17 protein-coding genes are annotated in these 23,293 nt (G+C 59.1%); 11 read left to right on the plus strand and 6 right to left on the minus strand.

The features are described from left to right. Positions 1 to 150 precede the first annotated feature (150 nt). The 3 genes from JMF94_RS01465 (at position 151) to JMF94_RS01475 (ending at position 6,001) form a co-directional block, all read left to right on the plus strand. Positions 151 to 2,193, plus strand: a complete 2,043-nt coding sequence (locus JMF94_RS01465; protein ID WP_240823444.1) for a methyl-accepting chemotaxis protein — start codon at positions 151 to 153, stop codon at positions 2,191 to 2,193. A gap of 403 nt (positions 2,194 to 2,596) precedes the next feature. Next, the gene (locus JMF94_RS01470) at positions 2,597 to 4,639 is read left to right on the plus strand and encodes a methyl-accepting chemotaxis protein (RefSeq protein ID WP_240823445.1); all 2,043 of its coding nucleotides are present in this window, start codon (positions 2,597 to 2,599) and stop codon (positions 4,637 to 4,639) included. 159 nt (positions 4,640 to 4,798) lie between these two features. Further along, positions 4,799 to 6,001 carry a hypothetical protein gene (locus JMF94_RS01475; RefSeq protein ID WP_240823446.1) on the plus strand — a complete coding sequence of 401 codons (1,203 nt, stop codon included), beginning with the start codon at positions 4,799 to 4,801 and terminating at the stop codon, positions 5,999 to 6,001. Between the two features lie 111 nt (positions 6,002 to 6,112). Here the strand turns inward: JMF94_RS01475 and mgtA are convergent, their stop codons facing one another. The 4 genes from mgtA to mtnA all read right to left on the minus strand — a co-directional run bounded on the left by mgtA (position 6,113) and on the right by mtnA (position 12,736). After that, complete coding sequence (gene mgtA, locus JMF94_RS01480) at positions 6,113 to 8,872, minus strand: magnesium-translocating P-type ATPase (RefSeq protein WP_240823447.1); 2,760 nt, start codon at positions 8,870 to 8,872, stop codon at positions 6,113 to 6,115. Positions 8,873 to 9,146: 274 nt separating this feature from the next. Then, positions 9,147 to 9,620, minus strand: a complete 474-nt coding sequence (locus JMF94_RS01485) for a C-GCAxxG-C-C family protein (RefSeq protein WP_240823448.1) — start codon at positions 9,618 to 9,620, stop codon at positions 9,147 to 9,149. After that, on the minus strand, positions 9,617 to 11,638 hold the full coding sequence (locus tag JMF94_RS01490; RefSeq protein ID WP_240823449.1) for a TIGR04326 family surface carbohydrate biosynthesis protein: 2,022 nt from the start codon (positions 11,636 to 11,638) through the stop codon (positions 9,617 to 9,619). Before JMF94_RS01490 ends, JMF94_RS01485 begins: the two co-directional genes overlap by 4 nt. Before the next feature lie 9 nt (positions 11,639 to 11,647). After that, positions 11,648 to 12,736 (minus strand): S-methyl-5-thioribose-1-phosphate isomerase, encoded by a 1,089-nt coding sequence (gene mtnA, locus JMF94_RS01495; RefSeq protein WP_240823450.1) that lies wholly within the window; start codon positions 12,734 to 12,736, stop codon positions 11,648 to 11,650. A 332-nt stretch (positions 12,737 to 13,068) separates the two neighbouring features. Here mtnA and JMF94_RS01500 point away from each other — a divergent pair, with 332 nt between their 5' ends. Beyond that, positions 13,069 to 14,250: an aminotransferase class I/II-fold pyridoxal phosphate-dependent enzyme gene (locus tag JMF94_RS01500; protein WP_192113495.1), complete on the plus strand. Its 1,182-nt coding sequence runs from the start codon at positions 13,069 to 13,071 to the stop codon at positions 14,248 to 14,250. Between the two features lie 52 nt (positions 14,251 to 14,302). Here JMF94_RS01500 and JMF94_RS01505 read toward each other — a convergent pair whose 3' ends face one another. Next, positions 14,303 to 14,560, minus strand: coding sequence for a hypothetical protein (locus JMF94_RS01505; protein ID WP_240823451.1), 258 nt, complete (start codon positions 14,558 to 14,560; stop codon positions 14,303 to 14,305). 75 nt (positions 14,561 to 14,635) lie between these two features. Here JMF94_RS01505 and JMF94_RS01510 point away from each other — a divergent pair, with 75 nt between their 5' ends. From JMF94_RS01510 to JMF94_RS01530, 5 genes are all read left to right on the plus strand, one after another. Further along, a complete protein-coding gene (locus JMF94_RS01510; protein ID WP_240823452.1) occupies positions 14,636 to 15,970 on the plus strand; it encodes a homoserine dehydrogenase in 1,335 nt (444 codons plus the stop codon). Then, complete coding sequence (locus tag JMF94_RS01515; protein WP_240823453.1) at positions 15,967 to 17,154, plus strand: ATP-grasp domain-containing protein; 1,188 nt, start codon at positions 15,967 to 15,969, stop codon at positions 17,152 to 17,154. Before JMF94_RS01510 ends, JMF94_RS01515 begins: the two co-directional genes overlap by 4 nt. A 7-nt stretch (positions 17,155 to 17,161) precedes the next feature. Continuing rightward, positions 17,162 to 17,575 carry a secondary thiamine-phosphate synthase enzyme YjbQ gene (locus JMF94_RS01520; protein ID WP_240823454.1) on the plus strand — a complete coding sequence of 138 codons (414 nt, stop codon included), beginning with the start codon at positions 17,162 to 17,164 and terminating at the stop codon, positions 17,573 to 17,575. 132 nt (positions 17,576 to 17,707) lie between these two features. Further along, positions 17,708 to 19,396: a cation:proton antiporter gene (locus tag JMF94_RS01525; RefSeq protein ID WP_240823455.1), complete on the plus strand. Its 1,689-nt coding sequence runs from the start codon at positions 17,708 to 17,710 to the stop codon at positions 19,394 to 19,396. A 256-nt stretch (positions 19,397 to 19,652) separates the two neighbouring features. Beyond that, positions 19,653 to 20,915: a DNA polymerase IV gene (locus JMF94_RS01530; RefSeq protein WP_240823456.1), complete on the plus strand. Its 1,263-nt coding sequence runs from the start codon at positions 19,653 to 19,655 to the stop codon at positions 20,913 to 20,915. A gap of 6 nt (positions 20,916 to 20,921) precedes the next feature. Here the strand turns inward: JMF94_RS01530 and JMF94_RS01535 are convergent, their stop codons facing one another. Beyond that, the gene (locus JMF94_RS01535; RefSeq protein ID WP_240823457.1) at positions 20,922 to 21,698 is read right to left on the minus strand and encodes a TlyA family RNA methyltransferase; all 777 of its coding nucleotides are present in this window, start codon (positions 21,696 to 21,698) and stop codon (positions 20,922 to 20,924) included. A 275-nt stretch (positions 21,699 to 21,973) separates the two neighbouring features. On the opposite strand from JMF94_RS01535, the gene rpmE reads away from it, so the two are divergent. Together rpmE and JMF94_RS01545 are read left to right on the plus strand one after the other, a co-directional pair. Next, positions 21,974 to 22,186 (plus strand): 50S ribosomal protein L31, encoded by a 213-nt coding sequence (gene rpmE, locus JMF94_RS01540; RefSeq protein WP_192113503.1) that lies wholly within the window; start codon positions 21,974 to 21,976, stop codon positions 22,184 to 22,186. Between the two features lie 169 nt (positions 22,187 to 22,355). Beyond that, positions 22,356 to 23,270 (plus strand): DUF1385 domain-containing protein, encoded by a 915-nt coding sequence (locus JMF94_RS01545; RefSeq protein WP_240823673.1) that lies wholly within the window; start codon positions 22,356 to 22,358, stop codon positions 23,268 to 23,270. The last annotated feature ends 23 nt before the right edge of the window (positions 23,271 to 23,293 follow it).

Consider the following 23,293-nt stretch of genomic DNA (forward strand, 5'->3'; position numbering starts at 1 on the left):
TTGCGTGGTATTTGAAAAATAGCCGCGTTGCGGGCTGCATGGCATGATCTCTTGGGGAATTATCATCCTCCCGAAATGGGAGATGCCGCGTATGAATCGCCAAGGATCAATGTGCTAAGATGACAGGTTTATTACGCAAAGGATGTTTTTATGTTTTCACGCAGTATCAGAACTGCCATGTTGCTGGTCATCAGCATCGTGGTCCTGGCGGTGCAGTCGGCTCTGGTTGTTGTTGTAACGCGCATGGGGGATGAGGCGAACCTTAAGGCAAGCACTCACGAAATGGACCTCACCGCAGATACGGTAAGCAAATCTCTGGGCGATTTTGGAACCCAGCTCAGCATGTTTGTAAACGGTGTTTCCAAGCCGCCAAGACTGCGTGAATTTCTGCTTACGGGCGAAGACAAAAAGGGCGCGGAAGTTTTTCTTGCTGCCATGTCGCAGGCTGCACCCGAGATAAATACGCTCTATCTGTTTGATGCTTCGGGCAAGCAGGTTATTCTTTGCGCACAGGGTAAACTGGGCAAGGTTAACGATCTGGCTGAGCGTGAATACATAAAGGCTGCTCTGGCTGGCAAGGTGGGGTACAGTTCCGCCCCGCTCAAAAGCATTGCCACGGGCAAGCTCATAGTCAGCGTCACTACGCCCATTTTTGACGACAACGGCAAAGTGGTTGGCGGCGTGGGCATGTCCTACGACATTGACAGTCTGACCAATAACCTCAAGGGCATCACCATAGGCAAGACTGGCCGCGTCATTGTGGTTTCGCCAGAGGGCGTTGTGATCAGCCACGTGGACAGCGACCTTATCCTCAAAAACATGGCTGGGGAGCCGGGCGTCAGCGATATGGTCAAGGCTGATTCCGGCAATGGCGTAGAATTTGTGCGTAACGGCGAAAAACGCATGCTGGCGTGGGATGTGGCCCCCAACTGGAACTGGCGCGTGGGCGTGACCGTGAGCCGCGATGAAATTGAAGCTCCGGCACATGAACAGCGCAACGCTATGCTGGTGCTGGGCTTTATCACTATTCTGTCATTGGTGGGCATTTGTCTGTTCGCGCTGGACAAGGTGGTTGTGCGCCCCTTGCGGCAGTTGCAGGCTTTTGCTTCTGACGTTGCTGAGGGCAATCTTGAATCTTCCCTGACAATCAACCTGCGTAATGAAATTGGGCATCTGGCCGACAGCCTCCGCAGCATGGTGGGCAGCCTTAAAGACAAGATAGCCGAGGCTGACGGAAAAAGCCGTCTGGCGCAGGAAGAATCAGAGCGTGCCGCCCGTGCAACACAAGATGCCGAAGCCGCCCGCATGGCCGCCGAGCAGGCCAAGGCCGACGGCATGCTGCATGCCGCCACCGAACTTGAGGGCGTTGTGGAGGCAGTAACCACGGCTTCGGAAGAACTTTCGGCCCAGGTGGAACAGGCCAGCCGTGGCGCTGCAAGCCAGACTGCGCGCGTGGGCGAAACAGCCACTGCCATGGAAGAAATGAACGCCACCGTGCTTGAAGTTGCACGCAATGCCGGGCAGGCGGCGGATTCCGCCAAAACCGCCAAGAACAAGGCAGAAAGCGGTGCCGATGTGGTGGCCCGCGTGGTAAAGGACATCAGCCGCATCCAGACCAGCGCAGTGGAACTGAAAACGGAGATGACCACGCTCGGCAAGCAGGCCGAGAGTACGGGGCAGATCCTGGGCGTTATTTCGGACATTGCCGACCAGACAAATTTGCTGGCCCTCAATGCCGCCATTGAAGCGGCGCGCGCTGGCGAAGCCGGGCGCGGATTTGCCGTGGTTGCAGATGAAGTGCGCAAACTGGCGGAAAAAACCATGACCGCCACCAAGGAAGTGGGCGACGCCATCCGTGATATCCAGAGCGGCACCCGCAAAAACGTGGGCAATGTAGATCAGGTTGTGGGCATGATTGACACCGCCACCACGCTTGCGAGTACCTCGGGCGAAGCCTTGAATGAAATTGTGCAGTTGGTGGACGCCACAGCACAGCAGGTGCAGTCGATTGCTACAGCTGCGGAAGAACAGTCCTCCACCAGTGAGGAGATCAACCGCTCCATTGAGGACGTGAACCGCATCTCGCTCGAAACCAGCGCCGCCATGCAGCATTCTGCCGGGGCCGTTTCCGACATGGCCCAGCAAGCCCAAGTGCTGCGCGGGCTTATCAGCAGTATGAAATCCGGAAACTAGCCAAGGATGACGAAAAACAACGGCTGGTATGCCTTGCTATGCTGGATTTGTAGCTGAAGTATTTTAAAATTAGGCTTGATGTCTGACTGCAAGCGGCTCCTGCTCACGTGGGGGCCGCTTTTTTCATCCTCGTTTTTGCGCCGGCACAAGGCGCACGTGCAGGTGTTACTGTTAATTATTTTAATATCAGTGTTAAAAAATGTAGACATGAGGGAACGTGGCGTGAAGAAATCAAAATTCAGATAGTAATGAATTGTTAGTTATTTCAGTTGATAATAGAAAAATTAAATATCTTGATATATTGGAATGTATATTGCATCCGCCTCCTATTTGATGTTTTTAGCAAGATCGCAGTGGACAGCCTGAATTGAAATGATCTGTTTTGCAGTGAGGAGGCTAGTTTATGTCGGTACGCAGCATCAGAATGGCAATGATGCTTCTTGTGGGCGGGGTGGTTTTTGCGGTGCAGTCAGCCCTGATTGTCGTGGTCGCCCGCTACAGCTATGAGGCCAGCCTGACGTCAAGCGTTGATCAGATGCGCCTTCTGGCTGGCACCATTGCCAAGTCGCTGGGTGACTTTGGCGAGCAGCAGCAGATGGTGCTCCACGGAGCGGTACTGCAACCAGCCCTCAAGGAATATTTGCGTAACCGGCATGATAATAGCGAGGCCGCAGGTTTCCTTTCTGCCATGTCGCGCTCGGCAGACGAAGTAAACTCTTTCTTCCTGTTTGACACGGAAGGCACCCAGCTGATCAACCGTGTTCACGGCAAGGAAGGCAGCCTCAAAAATTTTGCCCATCGCGAGTACATTCGCGAAACCTTCAAGGGCAAGCCCGGCCTGAGCGACACACCGTCAAAGAGCTCGATCACGGGCAAGGCCATTGTGGGCGTTGCCGATGCCATAGTGGACGACAGCGGCAGGGTCATTGGCGGCGTGGGCATGGCCTATGCCATTGACGGTCTGATGGAAAACTACATTAACGACATCCATCTGGGCAAAACGGGCTATCCGTTTATTGTCGCACCCACAGGCGTCATGGTCGGGCACCCCGACAGCGAGCGCGTACTCAAGGATGTTTCCAAGGAAGAAGGCATCGCCAAAATTCTTTCCACTCCGACGGGCGTGGAATCCTTCACCCGTGGCGGCGTGGAAAAAATGCTTGCGTGGGCGTCGGTTCCGGGCTGGAACTGGAAGGTCGTCATCACCATGGATCGCGCGGAGATCGAAGCCTCGGCCAATAACCAGCGCAACATCATGGTTTGCGCTGGCTTTGCCGCAATCCTGCTACTTGTGGGTATTACCCTGCTGGCCCTTGAAAAAATTATCGTCAAGCCGCTGCAAGAGCTGGAATCCTATGCCCGGTCAGTGGCGGGGGGCGAGCTTGATCGCAGCCTGACGCTGGTGCGGCGCAATGAAATTGGTCATCTGGCGGACAGCCTGCGCAGCATGGTGGGCAGCCTTAAAGACAAGATAGCCGAGGCTGACGGAAAAAGCCGTCTGGCGCAGGAAGAATCAGAGCGTGCCGCCCGTGCAACACAAGATGCCGAAGCCGCCCGCATGGCCGCCGAGCAGGCCAAGGCGGACGGCATGCTGCATGCCGCCACCGAACTTGAGGGCGTTGTGGAGGCAGTAACCACTGCTTCGGAAGAACTTTCGGCCCAGGTGGAACAGGCCAGCCGTGGCGCTGAAAGCCAGACCGTGCGCGTGGGCGAAACAGCCACTGCCATGGAAGAAATGAACGCCACAGTGCTTGAAGTGGCACGCAACGCCGGGCAGGCGGCGGAATCCGCCAAGGCAGCCAAGAGCAAGGCTGAAAGCGGCGCGGATGTGGTGGCCAGTGTGGTAAAGGATATCAGCCTTATCCAGACCAGCGCCGTGGAGCTGAAATCGGAAATGACCACGCTCGGCAAGCAGGCCGAGAGTACGGGGCAGATTTTGGGTGTTATTTCGGACATTGCCGACCAGACCAACCTGCTGGCCCTCAATGCCGCCATTGAAGCGGCGCGCGCAGGCGAGGCCGGGCGCGGCTTTGCCGTAGTTGCCGATGAAGTGCGCAAACTGGCGGAAAAAACCATGACCGCCACCAAGGAAGTGGGCGACGCCATCCGCGATATCCAGAACGGCACCCGCAAAAACGTGGGCAACGTGGAGCAGGTTGTGAATATGATTGATACCGCCACCACACTCGCGGGCACTTCGGGCGAGGCCCTGCATGAAATTGTGCAACTGGTGGACGCCACAGCGCAGCAGGTGCAATCCATCGCGACCGCTGCGGAAGAACAGTCCTCCACCAGTGAGGAGATCAACCGCTCCATTGAAGACGTGAACCGCATCTCGCTTGAAACCAGTTCCGCCATGCAGCATTCTGCCGGGGCGGTTTCCGACATGGCCCAGCAGGCACAGGTATTGCGTGGGCTTATCAGCAGTTTGAAATCCGGGCATTAGCCGCTTGGTCTTTTTGTATCAGTGTCCGGGGGGGCCTTGCCGCATGGCAGGGCCTCTTTTCATCTGTTTTTTCAAATCAGCACAGGTCTGTTCACAGAGGCTTGCAAAAGAATAGAGCATCAGTAGTGTGGAAAAAACACCAGCAAACCCGGAGGCTCCATGCGGCAGACCACAATCATTGCTCTTTTGTTCATGCTGCTGGCGGTAACTGCCAACGCGGCAGATTACAAGAATGTGGCCTCAGGTGTGCGCTATACGCACATCGGCGACTACAGCGTTGAACGGCTGAATAAAATTCTTACGTCAGAAGTGGCGGCATTCAGCAATTTCAAAATGCAGTATTCGGAGGCCGCCAATGGCGTGAGCCTGTACAAGGTGCTGTACACAACCATGATTCCGGAACAGGGCAATCGGCCCACCATGGCTTCCGGCCTTGTGGCAGTGCCGCAAATCACGCAAAAGAAACTGCCCGTGGTCTCATATCAGCACGGCACGGTATTTACCCGTACGGCGGTGCCCTCTCGCCCCGAGGAGTCGGATGAAACGCGCATTGTAGCCGCGCGGCTGGCGGGGAACGGCTATGTGGTGATAGGCGCGGACTACATCGGCAAGGGGGATTCCATCGAGCCGGACAGCTACATGGTGCGCGAGTCAACAGTGCAGGCCTGCATGGATATGCTTTTTGCCGCCCGTGCGGTGCTGGCTGATCTGGGTATTGAAGAGGATGGCCTCTATCTCAGCGGTTGGTCGCAGGGCAGCTGGAGCACCCAGCAATTCCGCCATCGGCTCGAATCCCTGAACATGCCCGTCAAGGCGGCGGCAACGGCTGCTACACCAGCCGATCTGTATCTGTTGCTGACCCGCTGGATAAACAACCCCTCAGCGCTTGACGCCACGTGGCTCGCGGGCAGCGTTATTCTGTTTACCCATTCCTACGCCTACTATTACGACATGCCCGGCCTGCCGCAAACCATCATCAAGCCCGAGTATCAGGCTGCCTGCCGCGATTTTTACGAAAACAAAATCAGTTGGGAAGAGCTGCAGCCGCAGATACCCGCCAAGATTGCCGACCTAGTGCAAGAGGAAGTCATGGCCCAATCCTCGGCGGGCATGGACACATTTTTTCGCAGATTGCGCGACAATCAGGCCTTCATGTGGCGCTCGGCAACGCCTTGCCGCTACTATTACGGCAAGGTGGATGAGGTCATGCCGCCCTACGTGTCCACCCTTGCCGTGGGCTACACCATCACCGCAGGGGGAGCCAGGGCTGAGGCCGTATATGCTGGCGACACTGCCGACCACCGGGGTGCGTTTTTGTATGGGGTGGGAGATCAGAAGGATTTTTTTGACAGCAAACGCTGAACAGCTCTTTTGCCTGCTGGCTGCTTAAGGCAGCCTTGCCGGGAACAAATGACTGTTTCTTTTCGTGCTGCGGTCAGGAGGTTGAAAGTCAGCCCCCTGACCGCAGTTCTTTTATAGCCATGTGTTGTAACGGCGCATGAAGGCCTGCTTTACCAGGGTGGCCAGGGCCAGATAACCCACGAGCACCGCAGCCAGCCAGGGGAAGTAGATGGCTGGCAGTGCGCCCATGTCCAGCCCCTGACCCAGAACGGTAAAGGGAATGGCCGTGCCCACAGCAACGCCAAGGCCCGTGAGCAGGGTCACCTGCCACGCGGCGCGGCTGTGCATCAGGGGAATGCCAGGGGTGCGCAGCATGTGGATGACCATAGTCTGCGTCCACAGCGACTCCACAAACCAGCCCGCCTGAAACAGGGCGGCAAAGCTCGCCTGATCTGCGCTGCTCATGGCTTGCCAGCCGCCTGCGGGCATGGGCACCACGGCAGGGCAGATCACCCAGAACAGCAGGGCATAGGTTGTGAGGTCAAAGATCGAGCTGGTAGGCCCGAGCCAGAACATGAATCGCCGGATGCTGTCCGTGTTCCAGTTGCGGGGCTTGCGCAAAAACTCCTCATCCACATTGTCCCAGGGCATGGCCGTGCAAGAGACATCATAGAGCAGGTTGAGCACCAGAATCTGTAGCGGCGTCATGGGCAAGAACGGCAGAAACACGCTGGCCGCCAGCACGGAAAACATGTTGCCGAAGTTGGAACTAACCGTAATCTTGATGTATTTAATTATATTCGCATAGGTGCGGCGTCCTTCCATCACACCGGCCTCAAGCACGGTGAGGTCTTTCTCAAGCAGGATGACGCCTGCGGATTCCCGGGCCACATCCACAGCGGAATCAACGGAAATACCCACATCGGCGTTTTTCATGGCCGGGGCATCGTTGATGCCGTCGCCCATAAAGCCCACCACATGGCCGTTGCCGCGCAGGCAGGTCACAATACGGGCTTTTTGGCGCGGGCTGAGCTTGGCGAAAATGTCGGTTTCTTCAACGGCGGTTTTCAGGGCCGCATCGTCCATCCCTTCTATTTCTGCGCCCAGCAGAATGTTTTTGCCCGGCAGCCCCACCTGACGGCATACGCTGCGGGTAACGGCGTCGTTGTCGCCTGTCAGCACCTTTACGCGCACGCCGTGCTCATTGAGCGCGGCCAGAGCCTTTGACGCCGAATCCTTGGGCGGATCAAGAAAGGCCAGATAGCCCAACAGCACCATATCTTTTTCGTCTGCCACAGAGAAAACGCCGCCCGGCGCGGACATGGTTTTGTGCGCTACGCCCACCACACGCATGCCGTCGTTGTTGTAACGGCGCACACGCTCCAGTATTTCGGCCTGGAGTTCGGGTGTAAGCGGCTCAACCTGCCCGTGATATTCGGCATAAGCGCACACGGTGAGCATTTCTTCCAGCGCGCCCTTGGTGATGATCTGGGTTTTGCCCGTGGTGTCTGCCACCACCACGCTCATGCGACGGCGGCTGAAATCAAAGGGCATTTCGTCCACAAGGCTGTATTCCTTGCGCAGGGGTTGCATGCTCAGTTCATCGGCGTGGTTGACGATGGCGGCGTCCAGCAGGTTTTTGAGGCCAGTCTGGAACCAGCTGTTCAAAAAGGCATGGCGCAGCACACGGGCGTCTTCCGTGCCGTGAATGTCGAGCGAATACTCAAGCACAATCCTGTCCTGCGTGAGGGTGCCCGTCTTGTCGGTACACAGCACGTCCATGGCCCCAAGGTTCTGGATAGCGTTAAGCCGGCGGGCAATCACCTTTTTACGGGCCATAAACACGGCCCCGCGCACCAGATTGGCGGATACCACGGTGGGCAGCATTTCGGGCGTAAGGCCCACGGCGACGGAAAGGGCAAACAAGGCGGCCTCCACCCAGTCGCCCTTTGTGAAGCCGTTGATAAAAAGCACCACCGGTGCCATGCAGATCATGAACCGCAAAAGCAGCCAGGAAACGGAATTCACGCCTTTGTCAAAGCTGGTAGGCGTGGTGGTGGCAGCAATCTGGCGCGCCAGAGAGCCGAAAAGCGACGCTCCGCCCACAGCCAGCACAAGGCCGTAGGCCGCGCCGCTGACTACGTTGCTGCCCATGAAGGCCAGATTGTCGCAATCAAGGGGCGAGGCGGCGGCGGTGTCGGCGGGCAGGGCATGGGGGAACTTTTCCACCGGTTCGCTCTCGCCCGTGAGGGAAGACTGGCTGACAAAAAGATCCTTGGCCCGCAGAATACGCATGTCGGCGGGGATCATGTCGCCTGCGGCCAAGCGCACCACATCGCCCACCACCAGCGAATTGATGGGCAGCTCCTTGCCTTCGCCCTCACGTACCACTTCAATAGTGGTTTTGACCAGCGATTCAAGGCGGGACACAGCATTGCCGGAGCGGGCCTCCTGCACGAAATGCAGCACGCCGCTGATGCAGACCATGACCGTCACAATAATAACGGCGGTGAGGTCTTTTTCTCCGGCATCTGCCAGCAGATAGTCGGTAAAGAAAGAAATGCAGGCCAGCAGAAGGAGCACAATGCTGAAGGGATTGATAAACGAGGTGAACAGGCGTTTGGGCAGGCTGTCCCTGCCCTTTGCGGCAAGGATATTGGCCCCGTACTGGTGGCGCATCTCATGCACCTGATGGCGGGTAAGCCCATCGGGCGAAGAGTTGAACGTCTGCAGGGCTTCGTCCGGCTCAACGCGGGCGGCATCCAGCAGACGGGTTGCAGCCTGCCGAACCAGCTCAGTGCTGACGGAATGTGCGGCGGCGTGACCTTTGCGGCCAAAAATACGGGCAAACGGCACAACAAGGCCGTGCGGCAGAAAAGAGCGCAGAACCATAAAAGCCTCCTGAGAGCACGCGCAACGCGTTACCCGCAGGAAGATTTTCAGCTACGGGAACGGAATGGCGTGGAAAGAGTGGTGCGACGTAAACTGTCAGGTTCCGAAGGGGAACTGTGGCAACTGTCGGACGACATGTAGGATGCTCCTTCCATAAAGTTGAGGGTGAGCGCCTGCCAGAAGGCAGACGCATAAAAAGTGCATGGCCGCAAAGGGCCATCTGCGCGGAACCTATTCGCTCCGGGCATTGTTGTCAAATGGTGGAATTGGAACCCTATTTTGCCGTATCAGCTTCAAACCCAGGTTTTCTGCGGTTTGGCTCGGCGGAATGTGTCATTTCGTCAAGAAAGTCATGCAAAAAACATATGGCGTCCACCGAAACGGATTCACACAGGTGCGGGGGATCATTGGGGTGGATGCCGCCGGGCCGCAAATCCTTGCAGGAGAGGCTGCCGAAGCGTTCCGTAAACTGGGCGGCAAATTGCGCGCACAGATCAACGATTTCGGATTCTTCCTTGCCCAGTTCCGCGCCGCGCAGACCGATGAGCAGCAAGCCGCCCTCCACAAGGCCGCACTGCCCGCCAGTGCCGCCAGCGCCGTGGCAACCCACTGTGGCAGTGTACACCTGCGGGTGCAGCGGTTCATTGAGAACATTTTCCAGACAACGCAGGGTTGTGCGGGCGCAGTTGAGATCCCTGTCCCAATAGTAGTGGCGCACCAGGGCGGCCACTCTGTCATGCGTACTCATGGTTTTCCTCTCAGATGCAGCAGTGTTTCCCATTTGGGAAGATAGACGTTCAGGTCGAGATATTCGGGTGGAAGGTGCAGAGGCGCTGCAGCTTGCAGCGCGCGGGCCACATCGTCCACGCTGCCGGTGCGCGGCAGACTGGGTACATCTTGCAGGGGGCAGAGGTCAAAGTCGTCTGTGGGCAGCATCGCCATCACGGGCAAGCCCTTGATGGCGGCTTCAAGCGCAACGGTGGTGGAATTGGAGGCCCAGACCACCACGCCGGGAGCAAGCTGGTCGGCAATGGGGCCGTCTACCACCTGCACATCCTGCGCACGGCGGCCCAGCAAGGCCTTCAGCCTTTCCTGAACCGGCAGGTAGGGGTGCGGCTTTACGCGGATTTCCCAGCCGTCAAGCAGGCCTGCGTGCAGCGAACGGGCAAGCAGTGCCAGATGGGCCTCGGTTTCATCCGCAAAAAAACTGGTTACGGCCAGCAAGCGCCGAGGGGCAGGCGTGGACTCATGACTCGCAGCAGCACTTTGTGATTCATTGTTCGCCAGATAGAGGTAGCGCAGGGCTTCCACTTCGCCCAGGCGCTCGGCGGGCACGCCTGCCTCGCGCCACTGCGAGCAAGCGGATCGCCCGTTGCCCCGCACCATGTCGGGCTGGAATTCTGCCATCTCTCCCGTAAAGGTGCGCGGGTCGTCAAAATAGCGAAAGTCTGTGGGCCGGATGGTGGAGTGCTGCGCGCCGATGACAGGGCCGTTATCCGCCTCGTGCATGGTCTGGGTGAGCATGCGCTCCCACGGGCAGTTCTCCAGCGGAAAGAGCGTCCAGCGCTGCGGGCCAGCCATAGCGGCATATCGTTTGAATGCCCGGTGTTGCAGGCAGCGTTCAAGGCAACGCCAGCCCCGGAACGATTCCGCCCAGTAGGGGCCGAGGTAGGTCCAGAAATCAAGCTTTGAGCCTGCAAAACGAAAGGCCGCTCGGGCTTCTTTTTCCAGCCGCAGGCTGGCAAGGCAGATGCGCGCGTAGCGGAACAGGGCGGCGACGAGGTCGCCTGTGGTCAGAAATTCTTCAAGGTAGTGAAAGCTCGCGCCGTCCCTGCCTTCACGGCGAAAGCGGTCGCGCAGGGCAATACACTGGGCCAGATTGAGCTGGGGCGCGGGAAAGCGGATGAAAAGCCAGCGCACAAAGTGCCCGGCGGTCTGGGCATCCTTTCGGGTGTTCCCCTGTTCTTGCGCCTCCACTTCGGCGGTCGCATTCAGCGCATCATGCAGGTTCTCCCAGTAGCGGGAACGGTAGCGGCCATTTTCCGCAGCCTTCATGTCCACATTGGGAAAGTAGGTGGCGATGGTGGCAGCCTGCCCCTGAGCGGGCTGCAAAGGTTTTTTGGCTGAAACTGGCGGCAGGTGGCGGCGTACAGTCCACCACCAGTGGGCGTAGCGGGCCAGCGCGCGCAAGGGGGGAGGTGTTGCGTCATAAACCTTGCGCAGCAGACTGCGGGCTGGCTTAAGCGGAACCGGAGCTTCGCTGCTTTCTGCAAACAGCCTGTGCCCTGAGGTGCACAGGCGCGCAAGCGCGGCGCGCAGGTCTTCATCCCCTCCAAAAACGCGCAGGGAGGCAAATCCGCCCTCGTCCATGAGGCGCTCAAGGGCGCGTAGCTTGTAAACCGTGTAGAGGCCGGGCGTCATCTTGGGATGGCGTTCGTACAGCAGCGAACACCACCACATGGAGAGTTTTTCGCCGCAGCGCAGATGCTGCTGCACCTCGCGTCCGCCAACGCGCATGCGTCCCAAATCGTGCGCCCAGGCCATATGCTCGGCGCGGATGGTCGTCAGTTCATCACGCAGGCGCGCAGACAGCGAAATTTCACCACTGGGCGCTTCCCATCCGTCCCAGTGAGCAACAATCCGTTCAGGCAGGGCCTGGCCGGACTCTGTTTCGGCCTTGCCGCTGGGGCTGTATCCTGGGGCCGTGCACAGCGCGCGCGCCGCATCCGGCAGCGCCGGGCCTATGACAAGTACAAGCTCTTTCATGCTGAACCCCTAACGCTCCTTAATCCCGGCGTCTTCTGCTTCGGGCGCGGCACTGGCCTCGTTGAGGGCTGCCCAGATTGCAAGCCCGTAGGGCGGCTGCAACACCCCCTTTTCGGTGATGATGCCGGTGATAAGCTCTGCGGGGGTTACATCAAAAGCAAAATTGTACACGGGCACATCTGCGGGTGTCAGGCGCGTATCGCCCACGTGAGTGACCTCGCGTTCCGGGCGCTGCTCAATGGGAATACCGCTGCCGTCGGATGTTGTGGGGTCAATGGTGGAGAGCGGGGCAGCCACGTAGAAGGGAATATTGAAGTGCTTTGCCAGCAGGGCAACGCCATAGGTGCCGATCTTGTTGGCCGCATCGCCGTTGGCGGCAATGCGGTCGGCCCCCACCACCACAGACTGCACGAGCCCCTTGCTCATGAGCAGCGCGCAGGCATTGTCGCAGGCAACAGTAACGGGGACATTGTCCTTGTGCAGTTCCCAGGCCGTGAGGCGCGCGCCCTGGAGAAAGGGCCGCGTTTCATCGGCAATAACCTTGATGCGTTTGCCCTGCTCCACAGCGCCGCGAATAACCCCAAGCGCCGTGCCATAGCCCGCAGTGGCCAGAGCGCCAGCATTGCAGTGGGTGAGCACGGTGTCGCCGTCTTTCAGGCAATCCGCGCCAAAGCGCCCCAGAGTCTTGCATGCTTCCACATCTTCGGCCTGCATTCTGGCGGCCTCGTCAAGAAAGGCCGCGAGCAGGGGGGCGCGGTCGCCGCTTCCGCTGTTGATTATCTTCCACCAGCATTTGCGCATGCGTTCAACGGCCCAACGCAGGTTTACGGCTGTGGGCCGGGCATTGGCGATGCGGTCAAGCAGTTCTTCAAGCTGGGTGGCCCAGCCGGGGCCGCTGGTTTCGTTCAGCGCAAGGGCGCAGCCCCAGGCCGCAGTGACGCCAATGGCCGGAGCCCCGCGCACAACCATGGTTTGTAAAGCCGATACAATGTCGTCTGTATTGCGGCAGATCACTTCGGTTTCCTGCTCTGGCAGCAAGCGCTGGTCAAGCAGGTGCAGCGCAAGATTTTGCCTGTCAAAGCGAATATGATCTTCCATGGTTTGCCTCCGCAGGATTCAAGATATTTATCAAGGATACACAACTATGCGCGGAAGGCAAAGCGCAGTTGGCGGCATTCCGCCGTAAACCATATAAAAAACATGCCCCATCAAGGGGTTCGGCGGCCCGCAATGCTTTACAAACAGGCGCACGGCTGGCTATGCTGCGGCTTGACAAAATCGTTTCCGGCGACTTGTGAGCGCCCGGTAAACGCACGGGCTTCCTGTGGGGCTGCGCGGCAGGGTGGAGTCCATGCCTGCATGGTGCGGGCGTGACCTGTTGCGAGCGCATGGGACAGACTGCATGTCGATCAACTTAGGAGCTATCAGACATGGAAGAGTTTTCGCGGATTCGCCGCCTCCCCCCCTATGTTTTTGCGGTGGTGGGAGACCTCAAAATGCGGCTGCGTCGGCAGAATATCGACATCGTGGACTTCAGCATGGGCAATCCGGACATCGCAACGCCCGCACCCATCGTCGACAAGCTTGTTGAGGCAGCACAGAAGCCGGTGAACCACCGCTACTCGCTTTCGCGCGGTATTCCGAACCTGCGCAAAGCCATCTGTGATCGCTATGCGCGCCACTACGGCGTGCAGCTCGACCCTGACAGCGAAGCCATCGTGACCCTGGGTTCCAAGGAAGGTCTGGCCCACCTTTCGCTGGCTATTCTTGAGCCTGGCGACGTGGTGCTCGCCCCCGACCCGACCTATCCCATCCACAAGTACGCGCCCATCATTGCAGGCGCGGACGTGCGCAGCGTGCCCATCGGCCCTGGCCGCAATTTTTTTGAAGACCTTGAGGCCGCCATGCGTCAGGCCTGGCCCAAGCCCAAGGTGCTTTTCATCTGCTATCCGCACAACCCCACCACCGAAGTGACGGATCTGGAATTCTTCCAGAAGATTGTGGATTTCGCCAAGGAAAACCACATCTGGGTTGTGCATGATCTGGCTTACGCCGATCTGGTTTTTGACGGATACAAGGCCCCCAGCTTTTTGCAGGCCAAGGGCGCCAAGGATGTGGGCGTGGAATTCTACTCCCTGTCCAAGAGCTATTCCATGCCCGGCTGGCGCGTGGGTTTTGCCGTGGGCAACAAGGATCTTATCCACGCCCTTGCGCGCATCAAGAGCTACCTGGATTACGGCATGTTCCAGCCCATCCAGATTGCCTCCACCGTGGCCCTCAACGGCCCTGAAGACTGCGTGCACCAGATCCGCGACGTGTATCAGGAACGGCGCGACCGCCTCATCGAAGGCCTGAACCGCATCGGCTGGGAAACGCCTTCGCCCAAGGCGACCATGTTTGTGTGGGCGCACATTCCCGAACCCTTCCGCAAGATGGGTTCCGTGGAATTTTCCAAGCTGCTGTTGCAGGAGGCCCACGTGGCCGTTTCGCCTGGTCTGGGCTTCGGCTCCTACGGCGACGAATACGTGCGCTTTGCCCTGATTGAAAACGAGCACCGCACGCGGCAGGCTATTAGCAGCATGCGGCGGTTGTTGTCGGGCGTCTCCGACTAAACCTGTTTCGCCCTCCGCGTCTTTTTGCTTCCGGCGGCGTCAGGCGGTCTTTTTATTCCGGTCGAGTACCATCAGAGTACACTCCCTGCATAAAAAGCCCGTCTTCCTTGCCGGAAGGCAAAAATCCCCAGGATGGCAAAATAGGTTTTGGAAGCATCGTTTGTCCCCTGGACAGCCTGAAACGGGCCGTTTTCTCGCCAGGGAACAAAATCTCGCTTTCAAAAACCGTTTTTCGGACGGGATGAAACGAGGTCAGAACAACTGAAATCGGCGGGGTCGGGAGGTTTTCCGGCCCCGCCGCAGCAACCATAAGGCCGCATATGGCCAACAACCGCGCAGGCCCGCGGCGGACAGACCGGGGTTAGGCAGCAGATTCGGAGGCGACATGACAAAGAACAGCGATAAACCCCTGGTAGTGGGCCTTGCCGGATTCGGCACCGTGGGCGGCGGCCTTGTGCGTCTGCTTGACGAAAACGCCGACCTTATCCGCCGCCGTTGCGGGCGCGACATCGTGCTCAAAAAGGTGCTTGTGCGCAACGCCACCAAGGCCCGCAGCGCCCAGTTGCCCGCCGGAACGGAACTTACCACTGATTACCGCGCGCTTACCGATGATCCTGAAATCGACGTGCTGGTGGAACTGATCGGCGGCATCGACAATGCCCGCACCATCATCGACCGCGCCCTTGATCAGGGCAAGCACATCGTCACCGCCAACAAGGCCCTGCTGGCCGAGGAAGGTCTGGCCCTGTTCCAGAAGGCTGACCGCAAAAAGCGCATCCTGCGCTACGAAGCCAGCGTGGCTGGGGCCATCCCCATTGTGGAGACGCTGAAGGAAAGCCTTACGGGCAACCGCATCGAATCGCTCATGGGCATTCTCAACGGCACCAGCAACTATATTTTGTCTGAAATGACCAGCAACGGTATGGATTTTGACGTTGCGCTCAAGCAGGCCCAGCAGCTGGGCTATGCCGAGGCCGACCCCACGCTGGACATTGACGGGCATGATGCCGCCCACAAGCTTATCTTGCTTATCCGTCTGGCCTATGGGGTGCACTATCCCTACACGGCCCTTTCGGTGCGCGGCATTCGCGGGCTTTCCGGCATGGATATCCGCCTTGCGCGCGAATTTGGCTACCGCATCAAGCTCATTGGTCAGGTGCGTGAGGTACCTGGCGCCGAGGGCGCTGAGAGTGATGGCAACATCCGGCTTGAGGCCGGGGTGTTCCCCGCCCTTGTGTACCACAAGTTTTTGCTGGCCCGCGTGGGCGGCGTGTACAACGCCGTGCGGGTGGACGCCAACGCCTCCGGCCCGCTGTTTTTCCACGGGCGCGGCGCGGGCGATCTGCCCACAGCCGGAGCCGTGCTGGGCGATCTACTGGCCGTTGCCCGCGATGAACGCCCCAACAACACCGGCTTTGTGGGCAAGGAATTGCCCAAGGCCTCCATTGTGCCGCCGGAAGAATGGCGCTCGTGCTACTACGTGCGCGTCATGGTGCAGGACACCCCCGGCGTGCTGCGTGATCTTTCGGGCTGCATGGCCGCCGAGGGCATCAGCATGGCCCAGGTCATCCAGAAGAGTGATGAAGGCAATGGCGTTCCGCTGGTCTTCATGACCCACGAAACCACGGCCCGCGCCATGGGCGATGCTCTCCAGCGCACCATGGACGCCGGCCTGCTCAAGGAACCTGCGGTGTACTTCCGCGTGTTGGGAGGAGCATGATAATTTTTGACGAACCATACGTCTCGCCAGAGCTGCTCGACTACGCGGCAGCCCGGCGGGAACCGGTGCTCGACAATGCTGTGGCGCGGGACTTGTCCCGCGCCCGCGCGCTTTCTGGCGCAGCGCCCCTGAACCTCGTACCGGAAGCGGAGTTTGCGGCCCAGTGCCGGAAGTCCTGCCCGGACTGCGCGCCCCCGCGCATTTATACCTGCTCGGAAAATTCCCTGGCCTGGGTTTGCGACCACGTGGACAATGCCGAGCTTGTCAGCGGCATTGAGAAGCTCAAGAACAAGGCCAGAACCCGCGAGCTGCTGCGTCCTCTCTACGATGATTATTTCTATCGCAGACTCACTCTTGATGCCCTGCGCCATCTGCCTTTTGAAGAATTGCGCCTGCCCTGCGTGGTCAAGCCTTCTGTGGGTTTTTTCAGCCTGGGCGTGCGCATTGTGCGCACTCGCGAAGACTGGCTTGCCGCCCTCGTCGCCATTGAGCAGGAAGCAACGCACTGGCGCGAGCAGTATCCCGACAGCGTTGTGGACAGCGAAGACTGGCTCATAGAGGAATACATTGAAGGCGATGAATACGCCGTGGATGTATACTTTGACGCGCAGGGGCAGGCCGTGATCTGCAACATTCTGCGGCACGAATTTGCTTCCGCTTCAGACGTGAGCGACCGCCTGTACTACACGGGCGCTTCTGTGGTACGTTCCCACCTTGCAGAGTTCGAGGCATGGTTCAATAAGGTTAACTCCCTGCTCTGCCTGCGGAATTTTCCCACCCATGTGGAGCTGCGGCGTGACGCCCAAGGGCGCATACGGCCCATCGAATTCAACGCTCTGCGTTTTGCGGGCTGGTGCTGCACGGACGTTACCCTGTTTTCCTGGGGCTTCCACACCTACGGGTGCTTTCTGGAAGGGCGGCGGCCCGATTGGGACAAGGCTCTGGCCGGGCGCGAAGGCAAGCTCTACACCCTCATCGTGCTGAACAAGCCGGAAAACTGCCCGCCCGTACGCAACTTTGATTACGAGGCCTTGGGCCGTGGCTTTGCCCGTGTCCTGCATGTGCGCAAAAGCGATTTTACGCGCTATGGGCTGTTTGGTTTTCTCTTTACCGAAACGCCGGAAAACCAGCGTGAAGAGCTGGACCGCATAGCCCGCTCCGACCTGCTGGAATTCACAAGCTGAGGCAACCGTGGAAACCCTTGAAATAAGCACCCGCAGCCGGTGCGAGATGATCGACATCACGGCGGAGCTGCGCGCGCTGGTGCGCCGCAGGGCCGCCGATGGTCGCTGGCAGAGCGGCGCTCTGGCCCTGTTCTGCCCGCACACCACCTGCGGCCTCACGGTCAACGAAGGCGCAGACCCTGACGTGCGGCGCGACATGCTGGCCTTTTTCAGCCACCTTGTCCCGGAGCATGGCGACTACCGCCACGCTGAGGGCAACAGCGATGCCCACATAAAAACCACCCTGCACGGGCCATCCCTCCTGCTGATTGTGGAGAAGGGCGAACTGCGCCTTGGCACGTGGCAATCCGTTTATTTGTGCGAGGGCGATGGCCCACGCCGACGCAACCTGTGGCTGCAATGGCTGAAGTCCGACGACTAGAGTATTTCGTGGCAAGGATTTTTCAGAGAAATCCTTGCAGAGCAGTTGACTCATTTCATGCGTAAACAGCTCTAGAGCGGGCATTCAGCTGCTTGCGGCCTGCCTTTTCATGGCCTCAAAGGAGCACTATCCATGCCCCATGACGTAAATCTTATTCTTACACTTGCCGGGGGGCTTTCCGCCGCCCTGGTTCTTGGTTTTATCACGCAGAAATTGCGTCTTTCCCCGCTTGTGGGCTATCTGCTTGCAGGCATCATCGTAGGCCCTCACTCCCCCGGCTTTGTGGCCGATGCCTCCACGGCGGCCCAGTGCGCCGAGATTGGCGTTATCCTGCTGATGTTTGGCGTGGGCCTGCATTTTCACCTCAAGGATCTGCTGGCCGTGGGGGCCATTGCCACTGGCGGCGCAGCGGCGCAGATATCGCTGGCAACGCTGGCAAGCATGGGGTTATTGCATTTTTTCGGCTTTGATCTGCTTTCCGGCGCGGTTTACGGCATGGCTATTTCCGTTGCCAGCACCGTGGTCCTTACCCGTGTACTTGCCGATAACCATGACCTGCACAATCCCACCGGGCACGTGGCCCTGGGCTGGCTGGTGGTGGAAGATATCTTTACCATTCTGCTGCTTGTGCTGCTGCCTTCGGTTCTTTCTCCGGGCGGCGAATTTTGGAGCGCCCTGGGCATGACCCTGCTGAAGCTGGCGGCGCTCTCCGTGTTTACGCTTGTGGCCGGGCAAAAACTTATCCCGCTGTTTCTGGGCTACGTGGCCCGCACGGGCACCCGCGATCTGTTCACCCTCGCAGTGTTGGCCCTGGCCCTTGGCATCGCCGTTGCTGCTGCGGAATTTTTTGGGGCGTCCATGGCGCTTGGCGCATTTTTGGCAGGCATGGTTGTGGGGCAGTCCGAGTTCAGCGCCCGTGCCGCCGCCGAAGCCCTGCCCCTGCGTGATGCCTTTGCCGTGCTGTTTTTTGTGTCTGTGGGCATGCTCTTTGACCCTGCCTCGCTGGCGCAGGACTGGCCCCTCATGCTGGCGACTCTTTTTGTCATCATGATTGTGAAGCCCCTTGGGGCGCTGCTGATGACAAGCCTGTTTCGCAAGCCTCTCAAGCAGGGGCTTTCCGTGGCCGCCTCCCTGTCGCAGGTGGGTGAATTTACGTTTATCCTTGCGGGCCTTGGCATCAGCCTTGGGGTTTTTGACCAGAGGGTCAACAATGCGCTTATTCCAGCGGCCATCATCTCCATCACGTTCAACCCCATGCTGTACCGCAAGGCCAAGGATGTGGCCCTGTGGTGGGAGAAGCGCAAGCGCGGTAATATTATCGAACCTGCGGCCTGCCTGATCGTACCGGACGAAGGCGACCGCGCGCGGGTGGTTGTGGTGGGCTACGGCCCCGTTGGGCGCAGTTGCTGCCGTATCTTGCAGGACAGCAGCATGTTGCCCGTGGTTGTGGAAATGAATATCGACACTGTGCGGCTTTTGCGCAGCGAAGGTGTGCCCGTGGTGCACGGCGATGCCATGCAGGCCGAGGTGCTGCGTGAGGCTGGTCTGGAAAAGGCCGAGGCCCTGCTGCTCACATCCCCCAGTATTCCCGCAGGCGAAGTGACGTCCATAGCGCGCGCGGTGAACCCGCATGCGCGTATTCTGGCGCACACGGCCTTTGTGAGCGAAGCCCGCTCCCTGCGCGACAAAGGCGCAGACGCCGTGTTCAGCGGCGAACGCGAAGTTGCGCTGGCCATGGCGGAATATCTGCTGCGTTCGGCGGGAGCGCCGGAGGCGTATGTGCAGACGGAACTTGAACGCGTGCGCGAGAAGCTCGACTAGTCGTAGCTCGCACAGGGCTTTTTTGCCCACCGGCGGCGTCAGAATGGCTTATTGCTCCAGTCGAGTACCATAGCATAGTTTAGAAAGCGTCTTTTGCCCTCTGGACTGCGTCAAAAGCCCGTTTCAGTCCAGGGCTGTACCAGCATGTACTATCCCTGTCCTGAAACGGGCCATTTCCTTGCCAGAGGACAAAATCCATCTTTTTAAACGTTGCAGAACTGAAATAAAAATAGCTAGTTGAGCATCAAATACCGCCATGATCATCCACATAGACATGGATGCCTTTTTTGCATCGGTAGAGCAGATGGACGACCCGTCCCTGCGCGGCAAGCCCGTCATTGTGGGCGGCGAGCAGCGGGGCGTGGTTTCCACCTGTTCTTATGAGGCGCGCGTTTTTGGGGTGCATTCCGCCATGCCCATGGCAACAGCCCGCAGGCTCTGCCCGCAGGCCATTGTGGTGCGTGGCCGACACTCGCGCTATGCCGAGCTTTCGCGGGCTGTCATGGCGGCCCTTGGCGAGTTTTCGCCCCTTGTGGAGCAGGCCAGCGTGGATGAGGCCTATGTGGACGCCACAGGCCTTGAGCGTCTGTTTGGCTCTCTGGAAGAGCTGCTTCTGCGCATCAAGGAGCGTGTGCGCGAGGCCACGGGCGGCCTTACCTGTTCCGCCGGGGCAGCGCCTGTGAAGTTTCTTGCCAAGATTTGTTCAGACATCAATAAGCCCGATGGCATGTTTATCCTGCGGCCCGAAGAAGTGGACGACTTTCTGGCGACCCTGCCCGTGGGCAAGATTCCCGGCGTGGGCAAGCGCATGGTTGAGAGTCTGCAAGGTCTGGGAGTGAGAACCGTGGGGCAGTTGCGCCGCTACAGTCTGGATTTTATGCTGCGCAAATACGGTAAGTGGGGCGGTGTGCTGTTTGAGCGCGTGCACGGGCGCGACCCGCGCGGCATAGAAACTGAGCGCGCCGCCAAGAGCGAAAGTGCGGAATGCACCTTTACCGAGGACACGCGCGACCGGGATTTTTTGCAGCGCATGCTGCTGGCCCATGCAGAGCGCGTGGGCGCTTCGCTGCGGCGGCACGGCTACAGGGGCCGCACGGTGACGCTCAAGGTCAAGTATACGGATTTTCGACAGGTTACCCGCTCGCGCACACTGCCGGAGGGCATAAACGCCACGGAAACCATTTTTGAGGTGGGCTGCGCCCTGCTGCGTGAGTTGCCCCTGCCCCAGCCTGTGCGGCTTATCGGCCTTGGGGTTTCAGGTTTTGACGCGCCTGTGGCGCAATTGGTCTTGCCGGGCGCAGTCAAGCCCGCAACGCAGGGGCTGGACCCGCAGGTTGAGGCCAGAAGGCAAAAACTCGATGCCGCGCTGGACGATCTGCGCAGCCGCTTTGGCAACAAGGCCGTGCAGCGCGGGCGGCTGTTTACTCCTGCGGAAAAAAAGGCAGCTGCCGCGCTTACCCCGGATAGCGCCGGGGATGCGGACACGTCGGATGCAAAAGAATCTGATCGTGAGGAGTAGGCGGCTTTATGCGCTTGTCTGACCCTGCCGCGCAAACAGGGCCATGTATTCCTGATTGCCCTTGGGGCCCTTGATGGCGGCGGGCAGCACACCCTGACATTCAAGACCCAGATTGGCTTGGGTGAAGAGCAGAATCTTGTCCACCGCGCGCTGGCGGGCGGCCTCATCGCGCACCACGCCCTTGACGGTTTCGCCGGGGCCAAGCTCAAACTGGGGTTTGATAAGCGTGGCGAGCATGCCGCCGGGTTTGAGCCAGGGCATGCACGAGGGCAGCACGAGGGTGAGCGAAATGAAGGAAACGTCCGCGACCACCAGATCAACCATCTCGGGAATAAGGCTCAGCTCCGCATGGCGCAGGTTGACGCCTTCAAGATTTACCACCCTTTCATCAGCCCGCAGGCGTTCGTGTAACTGGTTTTTGCCCACATCCACAGCATAAACGCGTTTGGCTCCCCGTTGCAGCAGGCAGTCGGTGAAGCCGCCGGTGGAAGCGCCCGCGTCCAGGCACACAAAGTCGGTCACATCCAGCTTGAAATGCTCGAGGATGGTCAAAAGCTTGTAAGCGCCACGGCTCACGTAGCGTTCTGGCTCCAGCAGAGCAAAAACCGTGTCCGCAGCAAAAGGATGCCCCGGTTTGGGCACAACCTGCGGCGGGGCGCCGGGAACCGTCTGCTCAAGGATGATTTTGCCCGCCATGATGAGGCGGCGGGCCTGCTCGCGGCTTTCCGCAAGGCCCTGTTCAAATACAAGCTGGTCGGCGCGTTGTCTGGGTGATTTAGGCATGGGGGTCTTATAGCTGCTTGCCGCGTCAACCACAAGGCTGCCCCGGGCTGCCCCCAAATTGCCCGCAAGGGGCCGTGAAATGGATTGTCGCTGACCCATCGCAAGAGGCCGTAACGCCATTTTATGCTCAACCCCGCCCGGCGCACTTGCCAAAGCCGCAAAAGAGGGCTATATAGCTTGCCCTTGTGCGGTACTGCGCCGCGCCAAGGGTAAAACGCGCGGGCGTCCGAATTGCTGTAAAAGCTGGATTATGCCGCGTTCACGAGGTAGCTGCCATGAAAAATGATATCCATCCCAAAGTGTTCAACGCCACCATCACCTGCGCCTGCGGCAACGAAGAGCACGTGCTCTCCACCAAGGGCGAACAGGTTAACGTGGAAGTTTGCTCCGCTTGCCATCCTTTCTTCACCGGCAAGCAGCGTTTTCTTGATACCGCTGGTCGTATTGACCGCTTCCGCAAGAAGTACGCCAAGTTTGATCAGCAGTAAGCTTGGGTCGGGCCTTAACCGGGACTCCAGCACTGGCATGACGCCCGAAAGTTCGCGGCGGGCAGGCTCGCAGCAAATCGCCCCGCGCGCAAAGCGCGCGAGCGGTGTGTTGCAGCTTGCCCTCGCTCTTTTGAATGCGGAATGCGCCCCGGTGGGCGGGCAGGCCGTCATGGAAGGCGTGATGATGCGTCACGGTGATGTCTACGGACTGGCTGTTCGCCAGACCGACGGGGTCATTCGTGCCATGCGCTGCCCGTGGTTTTCGCTTACCCGCAGCCCCTGGCTCAAAAAGCCTTTTGTACGGGGCTTTCCTGTGCTGCTGGAAACCTTGGTCAACGGCATCAAGGCGCTCAACCGCTCGGTTGAAGCTGTGGCCCAGAGCGAGCAGGAGGAAATCTCCGGCTGGCATCTGGTGCTTACACTGATCTTGGCCCTGCTGATGGCAGTGGGCCTTTTTGTGGTTGTGCCGCACCTGCTCTCGCTGGTAATGCTCTGGGCTCGCCTTGGAGGCGATGTGGAAGGCCTTTCGTTCCACCTCTGGGACGGTTTTTTCAAGTGCTGCATCTTCATGGGATATATCAAGGCAATTTCATATGTGCCTGATATTCGACGTGTTTTTCAGTATCACGGGGCAGAACACAAAACCATCCACGCCTATGAGGCGGGGGGGGATGTGGACGCTGCCGCCGCCATGGGCAAAAGCCGCCTGCATCCGCGTTGTGGAACCACGTTTTTGCTGTTTGTCATCAGCATTTCCATATTGCTGCATGCGGTACTGGTTCCTCTGATGCTGAGCATTTACACGCCACAGGGCGAGGTTGCCAAACACGTTCTCACCATTGGCGTCAAGCTGCTGCTGATGGTGCCCATCAGCGCGCTGGCCTATGAGCTTATACGCTACGCTGCCAAGCTGCCCGAAGGGCTGTTGGCAACGGTGCTGCGCGCGCCGGGGCTGGCCCTCCAGCGGCTCACCACCTATGAGCCTGACGAAAGCCAGCTTGAGGTGGCCGTGGTGGCCTTGCGCGAAGCCCTTGGCCCAGATGACGGTGCGAGGGTGCATACCGTAGCCTACACCACGGAATAGCGCTTATTGCCGATTTTTCTGCC

The sequence above is a fragment of the Desulfovibrio sp. UIB00 genome (genome assembly GCF_022508225.1).
In the GTDB taxonomy this organism is placed as follows: Bacteria; Desulfobacterota; Desulfovibrionia; order Desulfovibrionales; family Desulfovibrionaceae; genus Desulfovibrio.